Here is an 18,573-nt window from a genome sequence, read left to right as displayed (position 1 = left end):
ATGTATTTATTTCCAAGCATTCCTCAGGAAACGTAACCAATTACCGTGCATCATGTTTTCAATATCCGCATCTGTGTAACCACGTTTCTGTAACAAAGCAGGCACTTTTTGCATATCGGCAATGGTTTCCAGATCGTAAGGGCATTGCTCTTTGCCAAAGGCCCCATCCAGATCGGTACCCATACCCACATGCAGGGCGTTACCTGCTATCTGGCAAATATGGTCAATATGGTCTACCATTACCTCCAGGTTGCAATTCATTTGACGCGGGGTTGACTGTCCCCTCACCCAATTGGGCACCATCATCCAGGCATCAAGGGCTGCGCCTATCACCGCGCCACGGCTAATAAGCGCTTTTATCATTTCATTGCTGTACTGGCGGTTATGGTTTACCAAGGCGCGACAGTTATTATGACTTGCCCAAATATGCCCGTTAAAATTATCAAGTGCTTGCCAAAAGGCATCATCACACAAATGCGTTCCATCAAGAATGATGTTGAGGCGTTCCATCTCTTTCAATAACGCTAAACCTTCGGCACCCATTTTACCGGTTGCATCAGTACCATTGGCGTACCGCCCGGGGCCGTAATGCGCGGGGCCTACAGCCCGTAAACCGCTGTTATAGGCTTGTTCCAGGTAACAAGGGTTTATCATTGAGTCGGCGCCCTCCAGGCTTAAAATATACCCGATGGCTTTGTTGGTATTATCTTTTCCATCGCACCAAACGGCGAGGTGTTTATCCAAACTTTGCAGATCGTTAACCTGGGTCATTTGCCCCGCAAGTTCCATTGCCTTATACCAAGCCAGTTGTCCCTGCGTTTGCGCCCATGCCTGCTCGGGCGAGTGCCAGCCGGGCAGGTTATTATCTGGGGCTACATAGCGGCCTATTTGTGTAGCCACCACTAAGCCAATATTACCTTTGCGCAGTTCGGGCAGGGATACCACCGCTTTGGCGCGGTCGGGTTTGTCGGTCATACCTTCTTCGCGCTGGTTAAGTTCGGCAACCGGGCGGGTAAGGTCACGGTTCCACTCCAGCGCGTTCATACTAAGGTCTAAATGAGCATCTATGATAAACATGGTTATTGGTGAGTGGTTAATTAAGTGAGTGGTTATATAGTTGTTATATTTAGATTATACCGATGGAAACGATTTCACCGATTGTTTAGATAGTTATCTTTCTATCTCTTGCTATTGTTTTCCATTCGCCGGTAACTAACTTATTTTCGATAGTTATGGCACGTTCATATAAAGCTACCGACGGACAAATATGGTGTGGCAAGCCATATAAAATATCGCCTACTTTATAGTGATGACCTTCACCTGCATCGGCTACTAAATGTTCTTCGCTTTGGCCTGTGAATTTTAATTCGGAAGCGTTTAAAAAGTAAACCCGTTTGTTCAATTCGTTTTCTGCCGATACCGATTTATGGCCAAGGTCGATACATATCTTACCCTCATCGGGCAAGGAAACAACCCTTGCAACCATAAGAGCTGCTGTTTGGAAAGCTTGTTCAGGGAAAGCCTGCTGATAACCCCTGTCCCAATAAGCAAATGTACCGGGGCTAACCTCTATATCCTTTAATTTGGCAAGTATGGGGAATGTTGGCGATCCTCCTGCAATCACTTTGGGATTTGGATATCCTTTAGCCAAAATATCATCAACTAACTTCAACACTGGCTTAATGCTTTCTAAAGACCGTTTCTTACGAATGCTATAATCAGCGTCGTGGATATGGCCATCGTAGGCATGCAGTCCTTTCAGCACCAGTCCGGGTAATGCTGCACATAGTTCATATAAAGCAATTGCTTCTTCACCGGGTATAATACCTGTACGGTTCATACCCACATTCAGGTCGATATAAACAGAGATGTTGATACCTGTATCTGCTGCCTCTTTTGATATGGCATTTGCGGTAGCCGTATTATCTACCAGGCAAGAATATGCTGTTTGTGGATATGCACTTATCAACCGCACAAAACGCCTGAGCTTTGGCCCGGTTGGCTGATAGGCCAATAATACATCATTTGCACCGGCCATACCCAGCATTTCTGCCTCGGCAATGGTGGCACATTTGAATTTTTTGATGCCCGATTGCATCATTAAACCTGCGGCATCAATACTTTTATGCGTTTTAACATGCGGGCGCAGGCGAGATGGATCATCAATCATGGTTTTAAGAAGATTGATATTGTATTGCACCCTATCGGGGTATACGACCAACGCGGGCGTATCCAGCTCGTCAACGTTATCTATGATATACCAGTCGGTGGCTAACATGCTTATACTAATTCAAATAAGGCTTCTATTTCTACAGGGATATTATCAGGTAACGAGCCCATACCCACAGCGCTGCGTACGCCAATGCCGTTCTCTTCGCCCCAAACTTTAGCAAACAGTTCGCTTGCGCCGTTGATTATGAAAGGATGTTTCTCAAAATCGGGCGTGCAGTTAACCATACCCAATACTTTTATCACGCGCTTTACGCTGTCCAGGCTACCTAAGTTGGCTTTAATAGTTGCCAGCATAGCCAATCCCACCTGCCTTGCAGCAAGTTTACCATCCTCCATATTGATGGTATCGCCAATGCGGCCTATGATCAAACTACCATCGTCCTGTACGGTGCCATGTCCCGATAGATATAGGTATTTGCCATCAATTAAACACGGTTTATAAACCCCAAGCGGTTTTGGCGCAGGTGGCAGGCTTAAGCCTAAATCTTTAAAATTTTGTTCAGCTGAGTTCATTTTGTAAATCTATTATTTTAAAATAAAAAGCATCCGCAATTAAACAAAAAAGGCCGGAAACCACCCCGACCTCTCACTTATATAACCATTATTATCATTTACAATTTAAACGATACGCCAAAGTTTATAACGTAATCTGCAAAGGCTGCATCACCAATAACATATTTGCCGGTAGTTACGCTATTTTGTTTATCCGTAACACTTTGTGTACGGTCTCGTTTTACAGCGATAGGAACATTGGCAAATATGTTGAACCTTTTGAAGCTGTAGTTTACAGATGGTTCTACAGATAATACATAGCCGGGACGGCGGAAATCGTCGCTTTTACCAATTAGGTCATAAACTGGGATACCCTCTAAACGGCCACCTGCAGAAAGCGTAAGCGCTTTAAAAGCACCATCAAAAGTATAATTGAAACCTACCCGTGCCAAAAACTGATCGGGTACGCTCATGATGGTTTCGTTTGCCAAAGCGGCATTTATGGTTTCGCGATAGGTGCGGGTGCCATTGTTATTGCGTGGGTTAGCCATGTAATACAGGTTGGTATAACCACCAAAATGGTTGGTGATGTTTAGGAAGCCATTGAACTCGGCAATGATACCTACCCCACCATCACCTAACTGGATAGACTGATCTACCGGGCGCTGCGATGGTGTAACATTATAAAAGTGGCTCATATAGTTGTAATTACCTGTAGGTAATTTAACACCAAGGCCAACCTGGATATTGCCTTTTTTAGCGGTATGGCTATCAAACAACCACTTGTTACCCACAATGCGCATATCACCAAAACCTTGTGAATATGAATTATGCCTTTCTTTTAAACCATGCTCGTACAAGGATGACCGGGTATTGATCAAATAAGGGATGCCGACCGTTACCGACCAGTATTTATTAAAGTTACGTGTTAGGCTTAGATCAATTGTGTTTTGATAGTTTATTACTTCGTTATGCAGTGTTTGCCTTTGGGGTTGCTCGTCTGTTCCCTTAAAATGGCGAAAGGATTTAAAGTAACGGTACGATGCCGTAACATACCAGCTTTTATAAGAACCCGGTGCTGTGTTGCTATCCAGCATTGGGTGCTCCATAGTAGAGAACGAGCCGTTGCCACGAATAGCCACGCATCCCTGGGCATTAACAGCAGTATTATTGAACAATAAGTATATAGCGATCCCGATGAAGAATTTATATGTAAGTTTCATGTTTTAAGTATGTTATGAATTAAATGTAAAGTACAGCCAAGCCAACCGGCCCGGCCATGACCTGTAATACAGGATATATTTAGGTTGAAGTCCTTTAATTATTTATTAGTATGTGGAGACGCAATTGTGAGATTTGAGAAAAAGTGTTTAGTTGCAAACCATAAAGCTATTAAAGTGCCGTAGCTGCCGCCACGTTCAATCCACTCAAATAACTCATAGTGCGGGTATAGCAATTCGCTTGAGATCTTCCAGAGGATGAATACTAACAGCACCGTGCGGACGGGTTTAATCAATATAATTAAAGCGGCCGCTATTTCAAAAACACCGACAAATTGCGCCATTTTTGCAGGGCTTGTAAACCCAAGTGATGCATATTGGCCAAGCAGGCTCTTCTTTTGTATGAGATTTAACCAACCATGGCCTATCATTAACAAGAAGCCAACTATTTTTAGGCAATTGAATACATTGTTAATGGTTTTTTCATCTACCGAAGCATTAGCATCTATCCGCGCAAATAATTGGCGGAAGCTTTTTATACCACCCGACAGAATCAACAAAGCGAGCGGAGCACCAAAGTTACCCGCGCGCTCAATAAATTCGGCAAATGGCTCACCTGATGCGGGGCGCAAAAATGCTGTAATAGTTGCCCATATCACCAGCCATAAAGCAATAGCGCGTATTGGATAAAACAGCATTACAACCCCCATCAGTATATCCACCGCCCCTACCCATGGCATTAAAGCGTAGGCGGTATCGGTACCAATACCAAAAACGGCAAAGTAATTACACCATACTTCTTTTGTAATGATGCCAAAAATACCGTGCCCAATAAAGCACATGGCTATGGCAACCCGTAAAACGTAATGTATCTTTTGTTCAGTCCTAAGCATTGTGTCTCATCTATTAATTAGACCCATCTGCTTTGCCACGGGCAACAGCATATTCGCCAACTTTTATACCGGTTTGTAAGCCAACTTCGCAATCGCTGCGGTAGTGGATAGCACCGTAAAGCCTCGACATTGCCGCTTCATGCGCCATATCCATAAAAGCACTTGCTTTCTCCGGAACTAAATAACCTAACACTGTTGCAGCCGCGCCGCTAAAGTTTGAGTGTCCTGATGTATATGACGGAAAGTTAGGGATTCCTATGAGCGTTTTAATATTCATTACCATCTGCGTGGGGCGTGGGTTAAAGTAAAAATACTTAGCATCCCAGCACACAATGGCAGCATCCATTTCGGCCATATTAAGTAAAGCGAGATTGCGTGCCCAGCGTACTTCGCTGTAATTATGTTTTACAAACTCATCGGCTGCAATGGTGTTCCAGTGGCCCGGGGGGGTTACCGTACCTACACCATCTGCCCAAAAAGCGGTGATACGCTCATGTTCGCGGCTATGGTTGTTACTCATTGCCAATACCTCGTCGCTTTCTTTCTGAAACTCGGTACTACCCGGTTTGTATGGCGGCGCAGGGCGTAAAGCAACTACGGTAGTTGTTGGGAACAAGAACGGTATAACCTTTGTAAACAACGGCAACATCGGCGGGCGTTTAGGCAATTCTAAACTTATCCATGGGGTGTTACCCGCTGCGGTAGTTGTAGTTGCAAAGTTATCCCAATCGGCCTGCGTACCAATAGCTGCACCTGCTTTATCAGAACGGGCGCGGGCTAAAAATATGGCAGCAACCTGTTTACCTAGGTTTTCGCCTGCATCCATATCAGAGCGGGTGTTGGCACCGGCCATAATACGGTATAGTTTTTCTTCGGCAACTTTCTTTTGGATATAATCCAAGTCGCCTGGGAAAAGGAGTTCCATCATTTTACCGGTAACACCTGCCACAACCGCATCCTCGCTTGGGTATGATGGCAACGTTGATTTTGGCACCAAAGCCTGCACGTTTACATCGTTAATATATGGTGCTGCGCGGTTAAACTGTTTCTTAAACTTCCATGCCTGCACCAGTGCATCATATTGCGCCGCGCTTACATAAGCGTAGGCACGTGCTGCATAAGGTGGGTTAGAGAAAGGGAACAACGGATAAGCCAGCGGGTTAGCCGCACTTGGGAACGGGTAAGTGCCATCCTCCTTTTGGTATGGCGGCAGGTTGTGTTTTGCAACCAGTTCGCGCAAGATCTCGTTCCAGCGTAACACCGAGCCTGCGCTCCAGTATTTAATAATATCCCTTTGTTCGCTGGTAAGGTTACGCTGGTAGCTTTTTATCTCATTTAGGTCGGCCAAATAATTTGGCGTGGTGATCGCATCCGGCGCAGCAATTGTAAACGTGTTAGATGCAGTTAGGATCGGTGTCCACACATCAGCATTAAGGTCTAAATTGCTTGGCGCCAAAGCAGGGTAATCCTCGCTGCGGTCCTTTTCCTGGATATCTTTTTTACATGATGAACTGAAAACCGCAAGGGCGATCATCATCATAATTGGTAATACTTTATATATATTCTTTTTCATCACAATTCTTATTTATCAGATTTATCCTTTTTAACAGAAAATACATAGTAAACACCGGCAAAAAACGACTTGTTTTGGCCAACGTTACGGCCATCAACTACGTAGCTACCCCCTCCGGTAAGTTCTAAACCCGCAACATTTTGAAAGCTGTATTTAAAAATGGCACCCACAGAGGTAGCGTCCATATTATTGCTTGGGAAAGGCATATTATTTTTGGTGATATCAAACCCACCAATGGTGTTTATTTTGGTTACAACCGCTTCCGCGTTGAATTTTAAGCTACGGTAACCGGTGCTGAACAAAAAGTTAGTCATATTTGGCAATGCAACCTGGTCGGTATAATGCATTTCGGTAGTGTAGTAAGAATCTTTATCAATGGTGATGTTACTCCTGCGTAAGTACTGACCGGAACCGGCTACGAAAAAACGGCCTGTTTGATAGTTAATCAATGCTTTTAAGCCAACGCTTTTGCTGCGCGAGCCAATTGCTAATGGCAAATAATCTGCCTGGTAATTGCCTAAAGGTAAGCTACCGTTTAAAATAGCATGTAAGCTTAGTAAGCCACTGCCTACCTCCTGCTTTATAGCCATCCATTTAACGGCAAGGTTAATATCCTGTATGCCGCTTTGGCCCCTAAGGGTACCTGCAGATGCGTTTGTTTTGATATAAGGAATCATGAACAATAAGTTAACCCTGTTACTTAACCCGTAGTTACCACCCACAGCATAAACGTTGCTACTGATGGTTCCTAAGTTTAGGTTTTCGCGTTTGAAGGTGCCTTCCCAGTATTTATCCCAGCTATTGTGGGTATATAGGCCGGCAGCGCAGAAGAAGTTTTTGGGTATCATTAGTGCATCATTTTCGGTTTGGGCGCTTACCGATTGAGTGAAAGCGACGCAAGCCAAAATGGCAAAAAAATACCTGCTTATATATTGTAAACAGTGTTTCATATAATAATTTAAAATAATGGACTTAGATAGACTTTATAAAGCATCAGCTGCTAAAAATCTCACAAATCAGTAGCTGATGCTTGATATTTTTCATCTTAATTAGGCTTAAAAAAACATGATGCATACGACAAATGCACAGATCTTTCAACAGTCTTAACTAAGAAACAATAAATCTTTTGGAATATATTAATCAGCTGATGTAATTGGGAGGTTTACCCGGCGATTTAATATAAGGACTTGTCAATTTGGAAGATATAGGGATTACTATTCTTTCTACAGAATCATCAAAACAAAGGAAGCTATAACTAACCACAGGGTTGTTGTATTCCGAAACTGATGAGGGTGCTTTTTTTGCAGGTGCTTCGCCCTTTTTACTTAAGGGGGCATCACTTACATTTTTTGCTACTATAATATTGGCATTAAATAATTTCGTTTTTGTGCTATTGGCAACACAAACTAAAAACATGGTATCCTGCGTCATTTTAACGCCAACGTAGTTATAAAAGCCATCCTTTAGTTGAATTTGCCCTTGTACACGTTCATAATCGGGCCAGTTGGTTATGCCTTTATTGTTTACAGGTACCTTAATTTGGACAAGTTGAGTAGCATCTACTTTGTTTTCGTAAATGTTTTTAATAATGCTAAGCTCGGACTGGTGGATGAAATATTGAAAGGCAAAAGTATAGCCGCCCGTGTTAAACAGATGTATGCTTAATAAGAATAGGGCAAAAAACCTTTTCACTTATCTGGTATGCTGGTGCACTAATTAGGGTTATATTTTGTAAATATATATAAAATTTCAATTCCAGCAAAAAAATTACAATTGATGAAAACAATATATTAAAAAAAATTGTACATAAGCTTTATTAGATACACTTATATAGTGTCCCACAATTTATAACCAGATAATTATAAATATACAACTACTTGATATTTAATAATTTGTATTTTTAAAAAATACCACCTTAGCTAAATAATTACTTTACACAAATAATTTTATATACTTGTTAAACAATTAATTAAATAAAAAAACAAAGGTGTCTCACTTATTTCTGAATGGGACAGAATGGGACACCCTCACTTACTGCTTTGTTTAGCGGATTAAAGACGGCTACCCCCACCCTAGAATCAGCACACCCATAATAAAGGAACCATTTTTTTTTAAAATATACCAATCCTTCCATAAATACGGTGCCTGCCGGGTACTGCCCGCTTTTTTCAAATGCTTCTTGCGGTACAAAAAACGGTTTATCTAAACGGCTTATAGCCTTTGTTGGGTCTGTTGACGAAAACATAACCTGTCCGCCGCAATATGAGTTGGCGGTGTAATGCTTATCCCCATGGTCTTTATTGTTTTTACCGTTGTATAGTAACAAGATGCCTTTAGGTGTCATGATAGCGGGCGGGCCGCATTCGGTAAGGTCACTATCGAAATAGTTTTTACGGGGCGATATCAGCGCTTTTAGGCTACCATCTTCATTCATCAACGGCGACCAGTTTATTAAATCGGTTGATGTGGCTGCAAACACCCCCAGTTCGCCCCAATACATCCAATATTTACCGTTTATTTTGGCTATAACCTGCTTGCCATTTACCAATTTGGTGATGATAGATGCAGATTTACTGGCAATGTTAAAGAATTTACCATTATAAGCTTTACGAAAGATAGGACCGTGCTTTACCCATTTCTTTAAGTCTTTGGATGTAGCTACGCCAAGGCGCGGCATATCGTGGTTCCATTGGGTGTAGAAAACCACGTAGGTACCGTCGGCTACCATGGCTACACGCGGGTCTTCGCAACCGCCTGTCCATTCAAATTCTTTCTGGCTGTCGTTATCCGGATAAAGCACTGGCACCGGCAAACGTTTAACCGTTGTGCCGTTACTGCTTTCCGCCAAACCAAGGCGCGATGTACGGCCGCCTATTCCTGTTCCAGATTTATCTTCGGCGCGGTAAAGGATATAGATCTTACCGTTTTTTATGGTTGCTGCCGGGTTAAACGTATCGTTCGATTCCCAATCCATTTGCCGTTTGCGCATAGGGTCATAAAAACGCGTGGTGGTATCGGGGCTGATGAGCGGGTTTACCCCTGTAGGCCTAGTAAAGGGGCCAAAAGCCCAGGCAGGCAATTTTTCATTTTGTGCCGATACCGTGCCTGCTGTTAATATCAGCAGGACTACAATCTTGATGAACCTGTAAACGTTTTTCATACTTTCTTAATTAACCGGTGTTAACCTCGCCAGGTATTGATCCATATCATCTTCATACAAAACCTCTGCCGCCCAGCCTTCTTCGGCAGCTATGATTTTTAGTTTTTCTGCATCAATATAAAGCCACTTAAACCAATCGGTTTTATGGCTTTGATAGGCGTACCTATAGGATAACTCGCCGTAGTAGTCTAAGCTATTAGGCAGGTCACCTTCATACAAGTAAGCAATATCAGAAGAATCGAATAATAATTGCCCGCCCTTGTTCAGAAGCGTTTTGGTATGCTGTAAAAACAAGCGTAATTGTTGAATGGTACCGCATAGTCCGATACCGTTCATCATCAGTAATAAGGTGTCGTATTCACCTTGCTGATAAGTAAATATATCTGCAGCTATCGCGTGTTTAACGCCACGCTGCAGCATTATGGTTACGGCAAGGTCAGATATATCCAGCGCGTTAACATCCAGGCCTTTATCCTGTAAGATTAAAGCGTGGCTACCTGCGCCTGCGCCAATATCTAAAACCTTACCCCTGCAGTTATTAAGGGCAATAAGTTCCAGTTCGGGCATTTCCTCTTCGGTGCGGAAATAAATATCCTGCGGCATTTCCTCTTTAGGTCCGTAAGTATTATTTATCCAAAGTTTATGCCCGCCTTCGCCTTTAAAATAGTCGAATAGTGCCTGTCCAAAAATATCTTTCAAGTTTGTCTTTAATTTGTCAAACAAAGAAAAGAAATGTTAGCTGATTTGACAAAGGCTATAAACAAAAAGAGACTGGTTAAAAACCAGCCCGTCTTCTATTACAACTTGAAATTTAATATTTACCGGGTATTATTCCTATTCCCAGGGGTTTAAAACAACCTTAACACAGTCGTCTTCCTTCTTGTCGAAGATCTCTTAACCTTTGATAACCCCGCTAAGCGGTAACCTGTGGCTAATGATGTCATCTAACACAACCTTTTTTTCTTTCACCAACTCGATCAAATGATCGAGTTGGTCATTACCGGTGTCTGACCTTGTTTTACCGTGTTGCCTTTATCAAACATGCGGTGAATTGGGAAGTTATCGTAAGTAGAACCATATACGCCCATTATAGATACCGTACCCGTCCGTCGAACCGCTTTATACCGTAGTCTCTTTGAGGTACACCGCCGCTCAAAATATGCAGGTCGGATCCGCAAATGGCGGTTGAGGTTACTTCAGGATAACATCCCTTGGGTTTTCTATCAGTGGGTCTTCTACAGTTTCGTATCTAATATCGCCAGGTTTGTGAAATACTGCTGCTTTCGTAATATTTTTTGTTTTCGTTAGTTTCAAATTACATCACGGGTTACAGAATAATAATTTTAAGAAATATTATTATTTAAACTATGCAATTAAAACTCATAAAAGTATTTAACCACAAGAGGCACTAAGAAAAAACACAAAGAATACAGAGCGTAATGCACGGCTTTTTGACCTATGTAAAAAACCTCTGTGTACTTTGTGGTTAAAATTTTACTTTCACTTTTTAATAAACCGAGTTACCATGAAGCTACATACCATTGATACCGGCTTTTTTAAACTGGACGGCGGCGCGATGTTTGGCGTTGTACCCAAGGCTATATGGCAAAAAACAAACCCCGCCGACGATAAAAACTTGTGCACCTGGGCCATGCGCTGCCTGCTGATAGAGGATGGCAATCGACTGATCCTTGTTGATACGGGCATTGGCGATAAGCAGGACGAGAAGTTTTTTAGTCATTATTATTTGCATGGCGATGCTACCATGGATAGTTCGTTAGCCGCTAAAGGTTTCCACCGCGATGATATTACCGATGTGATTTTAACCCACCTGCATTTTGACCATGTTGGTGGAGCTGTAAAGCGCGATGGTGAAAAACTATTACCCGCGTTTAAGAATGCAACCTACTGGAGCAACCCGCAGCACTGGGACTGGGCAGTTAATCCTAACGACCGCGAGAAATCATCGTTCCTGAAAGAGAATATTTTGCCGATACAGGAAAGTGGCCAGCTCAAATTTATAAACGCTGAAGAAGGTGTAAGTTTTACAGGTGACATCAGCATAAAGCTTGCCTACGGCCATACCGATGCTATGATGCTGCCGCTGATAAATTATAAAGGCAAACAGGTTTTATACATGGCAGATCTGCTGCCATCTGTAGGCCACGTGCCCCTACCCTATGTAATGGCTTATGACATGTTCCCGCTGAAAACGTTGGAAGAACGTAAAGTTTATTGGAATGAGGCGGTAGAAAAAGAATACATCCTGTACCTGGAACACGACCCTATAAACGAATGCTGCACGCTGCAACAAACCGAAAGAGGCATCAGGGTGAAAGAGGTGTTTAAACTGGCCGAGTTTTGATTTTTTAACGATAAAGAAATTTATCGTGGCAATGATTATAAATCTACAACCACAAATATTATTCCAAAAACGGGTGTTTAAAACTTTCTCATAAATTAGTAAAATACAGGTGATTTTCTGTGTGAAAATACTATTTTTAGAAACAAATTAATAGTTTTGCACGTTCAATTTTAAATTAAAGATTAGAGGTTAATTAAATAAATGAGACAACTCAAAATAACTCAATCCATTACCAATCGTGAGTCGCAATCCCTCGACAAATATCTTCACGAAATTGGTAAAGTTGACCTGATAACTGCCGAAGAAGAAGTAATCTTAGCCCAAAAAATAAGAGAAGGTGACCAGGCTGCTTTAGAGCGTCTAACCAAAACGAATTTACGTTTTGTGGTATCAGTAGCTAAACAATATCAAAACCAGGGCCTTACCCTTGGCGACTTAATAAACGAAGGCAACTTAGGCCTTATTAAAGCTGCAAAACGCTTTGACGAGACCAAAGGTTTCAAATTTATATCATACGCCGTTTGGTGGATCCGTCAATCGATACTACAGGCTATTGCCGAGCAAAGCCGTATCGTTCGTTTGCCTTTGAACCAGGTAGGCTCTTTAAGTAAAATAAGCAAGGCATTCTCTAAATTGGAACAGGAATTTGAGCGCGAGCCATCGCCCGAAGAACTTGCCGACATGCTTGAGACTACTGTAGATAAAATATCTGATACGCTAAGTAATAGCGGCCGCCATGTATCTATGGATGCGCCGTTTGTACAAGGTGAAGAAAATACGCTATTAGACGTACTGGAAAACTCTGAACCGAATACAGATTCGATCCTGATCAACGAATCGTTGTCTGAAGAGATCAAACGTTCGCTATCTACCCTAACCGAGCGTGAGCGGGAGATCATCGTGTTGTTCTTTGGCTTAGGTAGCAACCATCCGTTATCGCTGGAAGAAATTGGCGAAAAATTCAATTTAACCCGCGAGCGTGTACGCCAGATAAAAGATAAAGCATTGCAGAGATTACGCCATACCTCGCGTAGTAAGATCCTTAAATCATACTTGGGATAAGCCTTTAGTTAAAAAAATATGAAACACCCGTTTAAACAAGCGGGGGTTTTTTTGTTATGAAGTTATGGATCCATTCGGCTACTAACATATATAGAGAACTGTAATAAACCCATCCCCTAATACAATTTATTAGATTGATTTACGTATTGTAAGCAATCAAAAATGAAAAGGCTGATTACTCTTACCCTGCAGTATTATCGTACGCTACTTGTTTACAATATAACTTTTACTTTTCTCTGCTTTTTTTTTATTGGCTTAAGTGCCGGCAACAGCTCTGTTAGTTTATTCTTTTCTAAGTTCGTTGGCTTTGTAGGGGCTGTCGCCTTGCACAATTACTCGTCAGCTAAAACTTATTTTTACTACCGTAATGCAGGCCTAAGCATTAGGCGATTATATGCATACGCTTACTTAGTTGATTTCATTGTATTGTTAATTTCGGTCATCCTATTAGCTATATGTCGGCACTTATTTTAAAAGTTGATAGCGTCCGGTTGGCGTTTGAGGATCGCAAGATATTACAGGATGTGCATATTACGTGTCGCCAGGGCGAGGTAATAGGTTTATTAGGCAGGAATGGCTGCGGTAAATCGTCTCTTTTAAGAATCATTTACGGCACCTTAAATGCATCCTATAAATACGTGAGTATTGATGATCTGTTTATTCATAAAGGATATCATAAAAACCGAATCGCGTATCTTCCTCAGCACAGCTATTTACCTGACAGTTTAAAAATAAAAAATTTGGCAAAAATGCTGGTAGATGAAAACTTTTGGGACGAGTTTATCGATCTAACTATATATAAGGTAAACTGTCACAAAACAACGGGCCAACTCTCCGGCGGTGAATTGAGGCAATTAGAAATGCTAATGATCATCCATAGCAAGGCCGATTTTATTTTACTTGATGAACCTTTCACCCACATCTCCCCAATCCAGGCTGACGAATTTAAGCCTGTCATCCGCGCGTGTGCCAAACGCAAGGGCATTATCATAACAGACCATCAGTATTATAATATTTTGGAGGTGAGCGATAAGGTGATCCTATTAAAAGATGGCGTTACAAAACACATTACAAATAATGATGAATTGGTTACTTACGGTTATCTTAGCGGTAAGTAAAGCGATGGTTTATTTGAAAGGCTCCATTGAGATAAAAGCATAAAGCCAAAAGCAATAAAGCTTTGTGCTTTCAGCTAAAATCGTTATTTTCCCATCCTGTTTTTTAATACTACCGTACTAATTAATGCAACTTACCAGGTTAGAAATCAAGGGCTTCAAAAGCTTTGGCGATAAAATCACCATTAATTTTAATGAGGGGGTTACGGCTATTGTAGGCCCTAATGGTTGTGGTAAAAGCAACGTGGTAGATGCTATCCGTTGGGTTTTAGGCGAGCAAAGCACCCGCGCCCTGCGTTCCGAAAAAATGGATAACATCATTTTTAACGGAACCAAAAGCCGCAAGGCCGCCAACCTTGCAGAGGTTTCTCTAACTTTTGATAATACCAAAAACGCACTCCCTACCGATTTTTCGCAGGTTACACTTACGCGTAGGCTTTACCGCACCGGCGAAAGCGAATACCGTTTAAACGATGTACAATGCCGCTTAAAGGACATTACTGACCTATTCCTGGATACCGGTATCGGCTCTGACTCCTACGCTATCATCGAACTAAAGATGATTGATGAAATCATCAATAACAAAGAGGGGTCGCGCCGTAATTTGTTTGAGGAGGCATCGGGTATCTCCAAATATAAGCTCCGTAAAAAACAAACATTCAGCAAGTTAAAAGATACCGAAGCTGACTTGGAGCGCGTTGAGGACCTGCTTTTCGAGATAGAAAAGAACTTAAAAACGCTGGAGAACCAGGCTAAAAAAACGGAGCGTTATTATAAACTACGAGATCAGTATAAGTCGCTGAGTATTTCACTGGCATCATTCAGGATCGCCAATTTTAGCAAATCGCTTGCCGAGATTGAAGAAAAAGAACAAAAACAGCGCGAGCAAAAATCAGGCATCGCAACCCAAATTGATAAACTGGAAGCTACCCTGCAGCAAAACAAACTAGACAGCCTTACCAAAGAGAAAAACCTTGCCGCGCAGCAAAAAGCCAGCAACGAATTTTCGGCCAAGATCCGTGCTTACGAAAGTGAAAAACGGGTAAAGAACGAGCAGCTTAAAAATCAGCAGGATAAAGAAAGCCGTTTAAAGGAAGAATTAGAACGCGATAACAACCAGTTTAAACACGTCCAATACAACATTAAACGCCTTAACGAGGAAAAATTGCAGGAAGACGAAAATCTGCAAACCATCACCTCCCGTGTAGGAGAATTGAAAGAAGCGGTTGATGAGCTTCGCGCCCAGCAGGCAGAAGCCCGTAACGAGCTAAACGAACTTAACAGCATAAACGGCCGCCTGCAAAACCAGGTTTACAAGGCCGAAAAAGATATCGACATCCTTAACATACAACAACAAGCGCTTGAGCAGGAAAGCCAGCGCAATATGGAGGATACCACCAACAAGGAGGCCGAACTTTCGCATTTCAACAAAGTTATTGCCGAATTAGATAACTGCGTTGCAACCCTTGAAAGCGAATACGACCAAGCTGTTGAAGCAGAAAACAAACTACAGGAACAAGTTGCCGAAACAGAAACCGAACTTAAAACCGTTACCGACAGCATTGCCGCCAATGGCCGTAAACTGGATGCCAAACAAAACGAATACAACCTTACCAAAAGCTTGGTTGATAATTTAGAAGGCTTCCCGGAGAGTATCCGCTTCCTAAAAAAGAATGCCAACTGGGCAAAAACAGTCACCCTGTTTAGCGATATATTATTTTGCAAGGAAGAATACCGCGTAGCGATAGAAAATTACCTGGAGCCGCTAATGAACCATTATGTGGTGAACACTTATGATGAGGCCATCGCGGCGATAAATCTGCTAAGCAATTCGTCTAAAGGGCGCGCGCAGTTTTTTATATTAGATAATTACGAGGCAGCCCCACTGAAGCCCTCCCTTTCAGAGAGGGCTTCAGAACAAAAAATTTCCCCTACCGGGAAAGATTTAGAGGGGCCTCCTGCCCTATCTGTTGTGGAGATTGAGGAACGTTATAAGCCGCTTTGTAACTATTTGCTTAAAAACGTTTATTTGGTAAACGATGCTACCGAAAACGACATCAATGGTATACAACTACCGGATGGTGTGGTCCTGATCGGTAAAAGCGGTAAGTTCAATAAATCTAAATATACCATGGCCGGCGGGTCGGTTGGGTTGTTTGAGGGCAAGCGTATTGGTAGGGCAAAGAATTTAGATAACCTGCTTAAGGAGATCAAACAAGCCGAAAGCCGCATCCAGAATTTCAAGAATAAAAGCGAGGAACTACAAAGCCGTTTAGCTGCGCTAAAGGTATCTAACAAAACAAACGAACTACGCCAGCAACAGTACGAACTTAACCAAGTCAATACCGAGCTGATCACCGTTAAAACCAAGCAAGAGCAATACCAGGCCTTTATTGAGAACAGCCTTAACCGTAAGCAGGATATTGCCAACAAGGTTGCGGGCATCAAAAATAATATTATTACCCTTGGCCCGCAGTTAATACATCTAAAAGAACAAAAGCAGGCACAGGCGGTTCTGATGCTGGATAAGCAACAGGCCTTCAACGAACTGAACGAGATGGTTACGGTGCAATCAAACACCTATAACCAGGAGAATATCCGCTTCCACCAGCAGCAAAATAAAGTTTCGGGGTTATTAAAGGACCTGGATTACCGCGAAACTCAACTTGAACACCTGGATGTACGCATCCGCCAAAATAATATCGAGCTTGAAAAAGCAAAGGCTGCCATATTAGAGAACCTTCAGGAAACCGGCGACAGCGACGAAAGCCTGCTGGAAATGTACGGGCAAAAGGAAGCATTGGAAAAAGGAACAGCCGAAACCGAGCAGGAATATTACGCATGGCGCGCCACCATTACCGAAAGCGAAAACGAAGTATTAAAACTCCGCCAGCGTAAAGACCAAACCGAGACCCTGGAGAACGAATTAAAAGATGAACGCAATAACCTTAAACTGGAGCTGAACGCCCTGCGAGAGCGCCTGTCCGTTGAGTTTAATGTAGACATCAACGACCTGTTAGAGATCGATATCGCCGAAACCAGCGACGAAGACGAGATCCGTGATAAAACGGAGAGAATGAAACGCCAGTTGGACGACTTTGGCGCCATTAACCCAATGGCTGTTGAAGCCTATAACGAAATGAGCGAACGCCATACATTCATCCAAACACAAAAGAAGGATCTGGCTGAAGCTAAAGCATCGTTACTGGCCACTATAAAAGAGATAGATGATACGGCCAAAGAGAAATTCATGTCGGCGTTTACGATGGTGCGAGAGAATTTTATTAAGGTGTTCCGCTCGTTATTTAACGAGGAGGATTCGTGTGACCTGATCCTGAGCAATCCCGATCAGCCTTTGGAATCTGAAATTGATATCATCGCAAGGCCAAAAGGTAAACGCCCGCTATCTATCAACCAGTTATCAGGTGGCGAAAAAACACTTACGGCTACTGCCATCCTGTTCTCGCTATACCTGCTAAAGCCTGCCCCATTCTGTATTTTTGATGAGGTGGATGCCCCGTTGGATGATACCAACATCGATAAGTTCAATAACATCATCCGTAAGTTCTCTAAAGAATCGCAGTTCATCATTATATCGCACAACAAGCGCACCATTGCCTGTACCGATATTATTTATGGCGTTACGATGGTAGAGCAAGGTATCTCGAGAGTGGTGCCTGTAGACCTGCGCGAACTGGCAGATTAAAACTCGTAAGTGGTCTTTATTGGTAAAGTTTGAATAATAATATTCTTATATCCCGCAAACGAGAGATATCTTACAGTTGTAGGTCTGTAAAGCCCTTCGCCTTGAACGGGCGGGCCAAGTATTTGTTGAGATAACTTATTTAATACCTGATAATTATATCCGATAGAAAAATTAAATCCGCGTTCGCTTGTAGGGCTAAGCAATGAATATCCTATACCAAAACCACCTTTAAAACCTGTATGCCAATCCATTCCTGTTATAAAGGAATAGCCTGCCTGGCCGTATACGAAAAAGCCCCTTTTTGTATTATTAAAAGTATATTTCAGATCTCCAAAAATTGCACTGTACGGCTTGAGCGGCCTTCAGATAGGTTATTGTAAAAGTCAACATCTATCCCCAACCCTAATCTCAACTTTGGTGACACATATTGGCCATAACCAACACCAATAGTTGTGCTGGAAAAGGTATCCCCATTCATATTTTGATCCCCTTCAGACGATAAAGTATTTATCCAGGGGGTATTTTCCCCCTGGATATTTACATTGCCTAAAGTTGGCATATAACCAATATGTATTTCGAAATAAGACTTTTTTTCAGATTGTCCGAAGGATAAACTACTGATCAAAATGAAAAAAGATAAGAAAAAAAAATAAAGTGTATTTTTATTAAAGGGCATTAACTTAAACATTGATTATAGGTTTAGAAATGGGGGTTATTGACATTGAGTAATCTTTAGTTACCTACAAAAAAGGTCG

Annotated in this window: 16 protein-coding genes; 4 read left to right on the top strand and 12 right to left on the bottom strand. The window is 42.2% G+C overall.

Features of this window, described 5'->3' with window-relative positions; translation table 11 throughout:
- Positions 1-6 precede the first annotated feature (6 nt).
- The 10 genes from NAF17_RS04820 to NAF17_RS04775 form a co-directional block, all read right to left on the bottom strand.
- Positions 7-1,077 (bottom strand): dipeptidase, encoded by a 1,071-nt coding sequence (locus NAF17_RS04820; protein WP_252756845.1) that lies wholly within the window; start codon positions 1,075-1,077, stop codon positions 7-9.
- A gap of 85 nt (positions 1,078-1,162) precedes the next feature.
- Entirely contained in the window at positions 1,163-2,278 is a 1,116-nt protein-coding gene (locus NAF17_RS04815) for a D-TA family PLP-dependent enzyme (RefSeq protein WP_252756844.1), read from the bottom strand.
- Positions 2,279-2,280: 2 nt separating this feature from the next.
- Entirely contained in the window at positions 2,281-2,745 is a 465-nt protein-coding gene (locus tag NAF17_RS04810; protein ID WP_252756843.1) for a RidA family protein, read from the bottom strand.
- A gap of 98 nt (positions 2,746-2,843) precedes the next feature.
- Positions 2,844-3,947 (bottom strand): hypothetical protein, encoded by a 1,104-nt coding sequence (locus NAF17_RS04805; RefSeq protein ID WP_252756842.1) that lies wholly within the window; start codon positions 3,945-3,947, stop codon positions 2,844-2,846.
- Between the two features lie 98 nt (positions 3,948-4,045).
- A complete protein-coding gene (locus NAF17_RS04800) occupies positions 4,046-4,837 on the bottom strand; it encodes a hypothetical protein (protein ID WP_252756841.1) in 792 nt (263 codons plus the stop codon).
- 13 nt (positions 4,838-4,850) lie between these two features.
- Entirely contained in the window at positions 4,851-6,410 is a 1,560-nt protein-coding gene (locus tag NAF17_RS04795) for a vanadium-dependent haloperoxidase (RefSeq protein WP_252756840.1), read from the bottom strand.
- A gap of 8 nt (positions 6,411-6,418) precedes the next feature.
- On the bottom strand, positions 6,419-7,360 hold the full coding sequence (locus NAF17_RS04790) for a hypothetical protein (RefSeq protein ID WP_252756839.1): 942 nt from the start codon (positions 7,358-7,360) through the stop codon (positions 6,419-6,421).
- 190 nt (positions 7,361-7,550) lie between these two features.
- A complete protein-coding gene (locus NAF17_RS04785; protein ID WP_252756838.1) occupies positions 7,551-8,102 on the bottom strand; it encodes a hypothetical protein in 552 nt (183 codons plus the stop codon).
- A 304-nt stretch (positions 8,103-8,406) separates the two neighbouring features.
- Complete coding sequence (locus NAF17_RS04780) at positions 8,407-9,570, bottom strand: beta-1,2-mannosidase (protein ID WP_252756837.1); 1,164 nt, start codon at positions 9,568-9,570, stop codon at positions 8,407-8,409.
- Positions 9,571-9,576: 6 nt separating this feature from the next.
- Positions 9,577-10,269 (bottom strand): class I SAM-dependent methyltransferase, encoded by a 693-nt coding sequence (locus tag NAF17_RS04775; RefSeq protein ID WP_252756836.1) that lies wholly within the window; start codon positions 10,267-10,269, stop codon positions 9,577-9,579.
- An 826-nt stretch (positions 10,270-11,095) separates the two neighbouring features.
- On the opposite strand from NAF17_RS04775, the gene NAF17_RS04770 reads away from it, so the two are divergent.
- The 4 genes from NAF17_RS04770 to smc all read left to right on the top strand — a co-directional run bounded on the left by NAF17_RS04770 (position 11,096) and on the right by smc (position 17,818).
- On the top strand, positions 11,096-11,935 hold the full coding sequence (locus tag NAF17_RS04770; RefSeq protein ID WP_252756835.1) for an MBL fold metallo-hydrolase: 840 nt from the start codon (positions 11,096-11,098) through the stop codon (positions 11,933-11,935).
- A 201-nt stretch (positions 11,936-12,136) separates the two neighbouring features.
- Positions 12,137-12,997, top strand: coding sequence for a sigma-70 family RNA polymerase sigma factor (locus tag NAF17_RS04765; RefSeq protein WP_252756834.1), 861 nt, complete (start codon positions 12,137-12,139; stop codon positions 12,995-12,997).
- A 455-nt stretch (positions 12,998-13,452) separates the two neighbouring features.
- A complete protein-coding gene (locus NAF17_RS04760) occupies positions 13,453-14,115 on the top strand; it encodes an ATP-binding cassette domain-containing protein (protein ID WP_252756833.1) in 663 nt (220 codons plus the stop codon).
- Positions 14,116-14,239: 124 nt separating this feature from the next.
- Positions 14,240-17,818 (top strand): chromosome segregation protein SMC, encoded by a 3,579-nt coding sequence (gene smc / locus NAF17_RS04755; protein ID WP_252756832.1) that lies wholly within the window; start codon positions 14,240-14,242, stop codon positions 17,816-17,818.
- On the opposite strand, the gene NAF17_RS04750 is transcribed toward smc, so the two are convergent.
- Both NAF17_RS04750 and NAF17_RS04745 read right to left on the bottom strand, forming a co-directional pair.
- The gene (locus NAF17_RS04750; protein ID WP_252756831.1) at positions 17,815-18,069 is read right to left on the bottom strand and encodes a hypothetical protein; all 255 of its coding nucleotides are present in this window, start codon (positions 18,067-18,069) and stop codon (positions 17,815-17,817) included. The genes smc and NAF17_RS04750 overlap by 4 nt on opposite strands.
- Positions 18,070-18,140: 71 nt before the next feature.
- The gene (locus NAF17_RS04745) at positions 18,141-18,377 is read right to left on the bottom strand and encodes a hypothetical protein (RefSeq protein WP_252756830.1); all 237 of its coding nucleotides are present in this window, start codon (positions 18,375-18,377) and stop codon (positions 18,141-18,143) included.
- Between the last annotated feature and the right edge of the window lie 196 nt (positions 18,378-18,573).

Source organism: Mucilaginibacter aurantiaciroseus, assembly GCF_024055595.1.
Classification (GTDB): domain Bacteria; phylum Bacteroidota; class Bacteroidia; order Sphingobacteriales; family Sphingobacteriaceae; genus Mucilaginibacter; species Mucilaginibacter aurantiaciroseus.
This window is presented reverse-complemented; position numbering and strand designations above follow the sequence as displayed.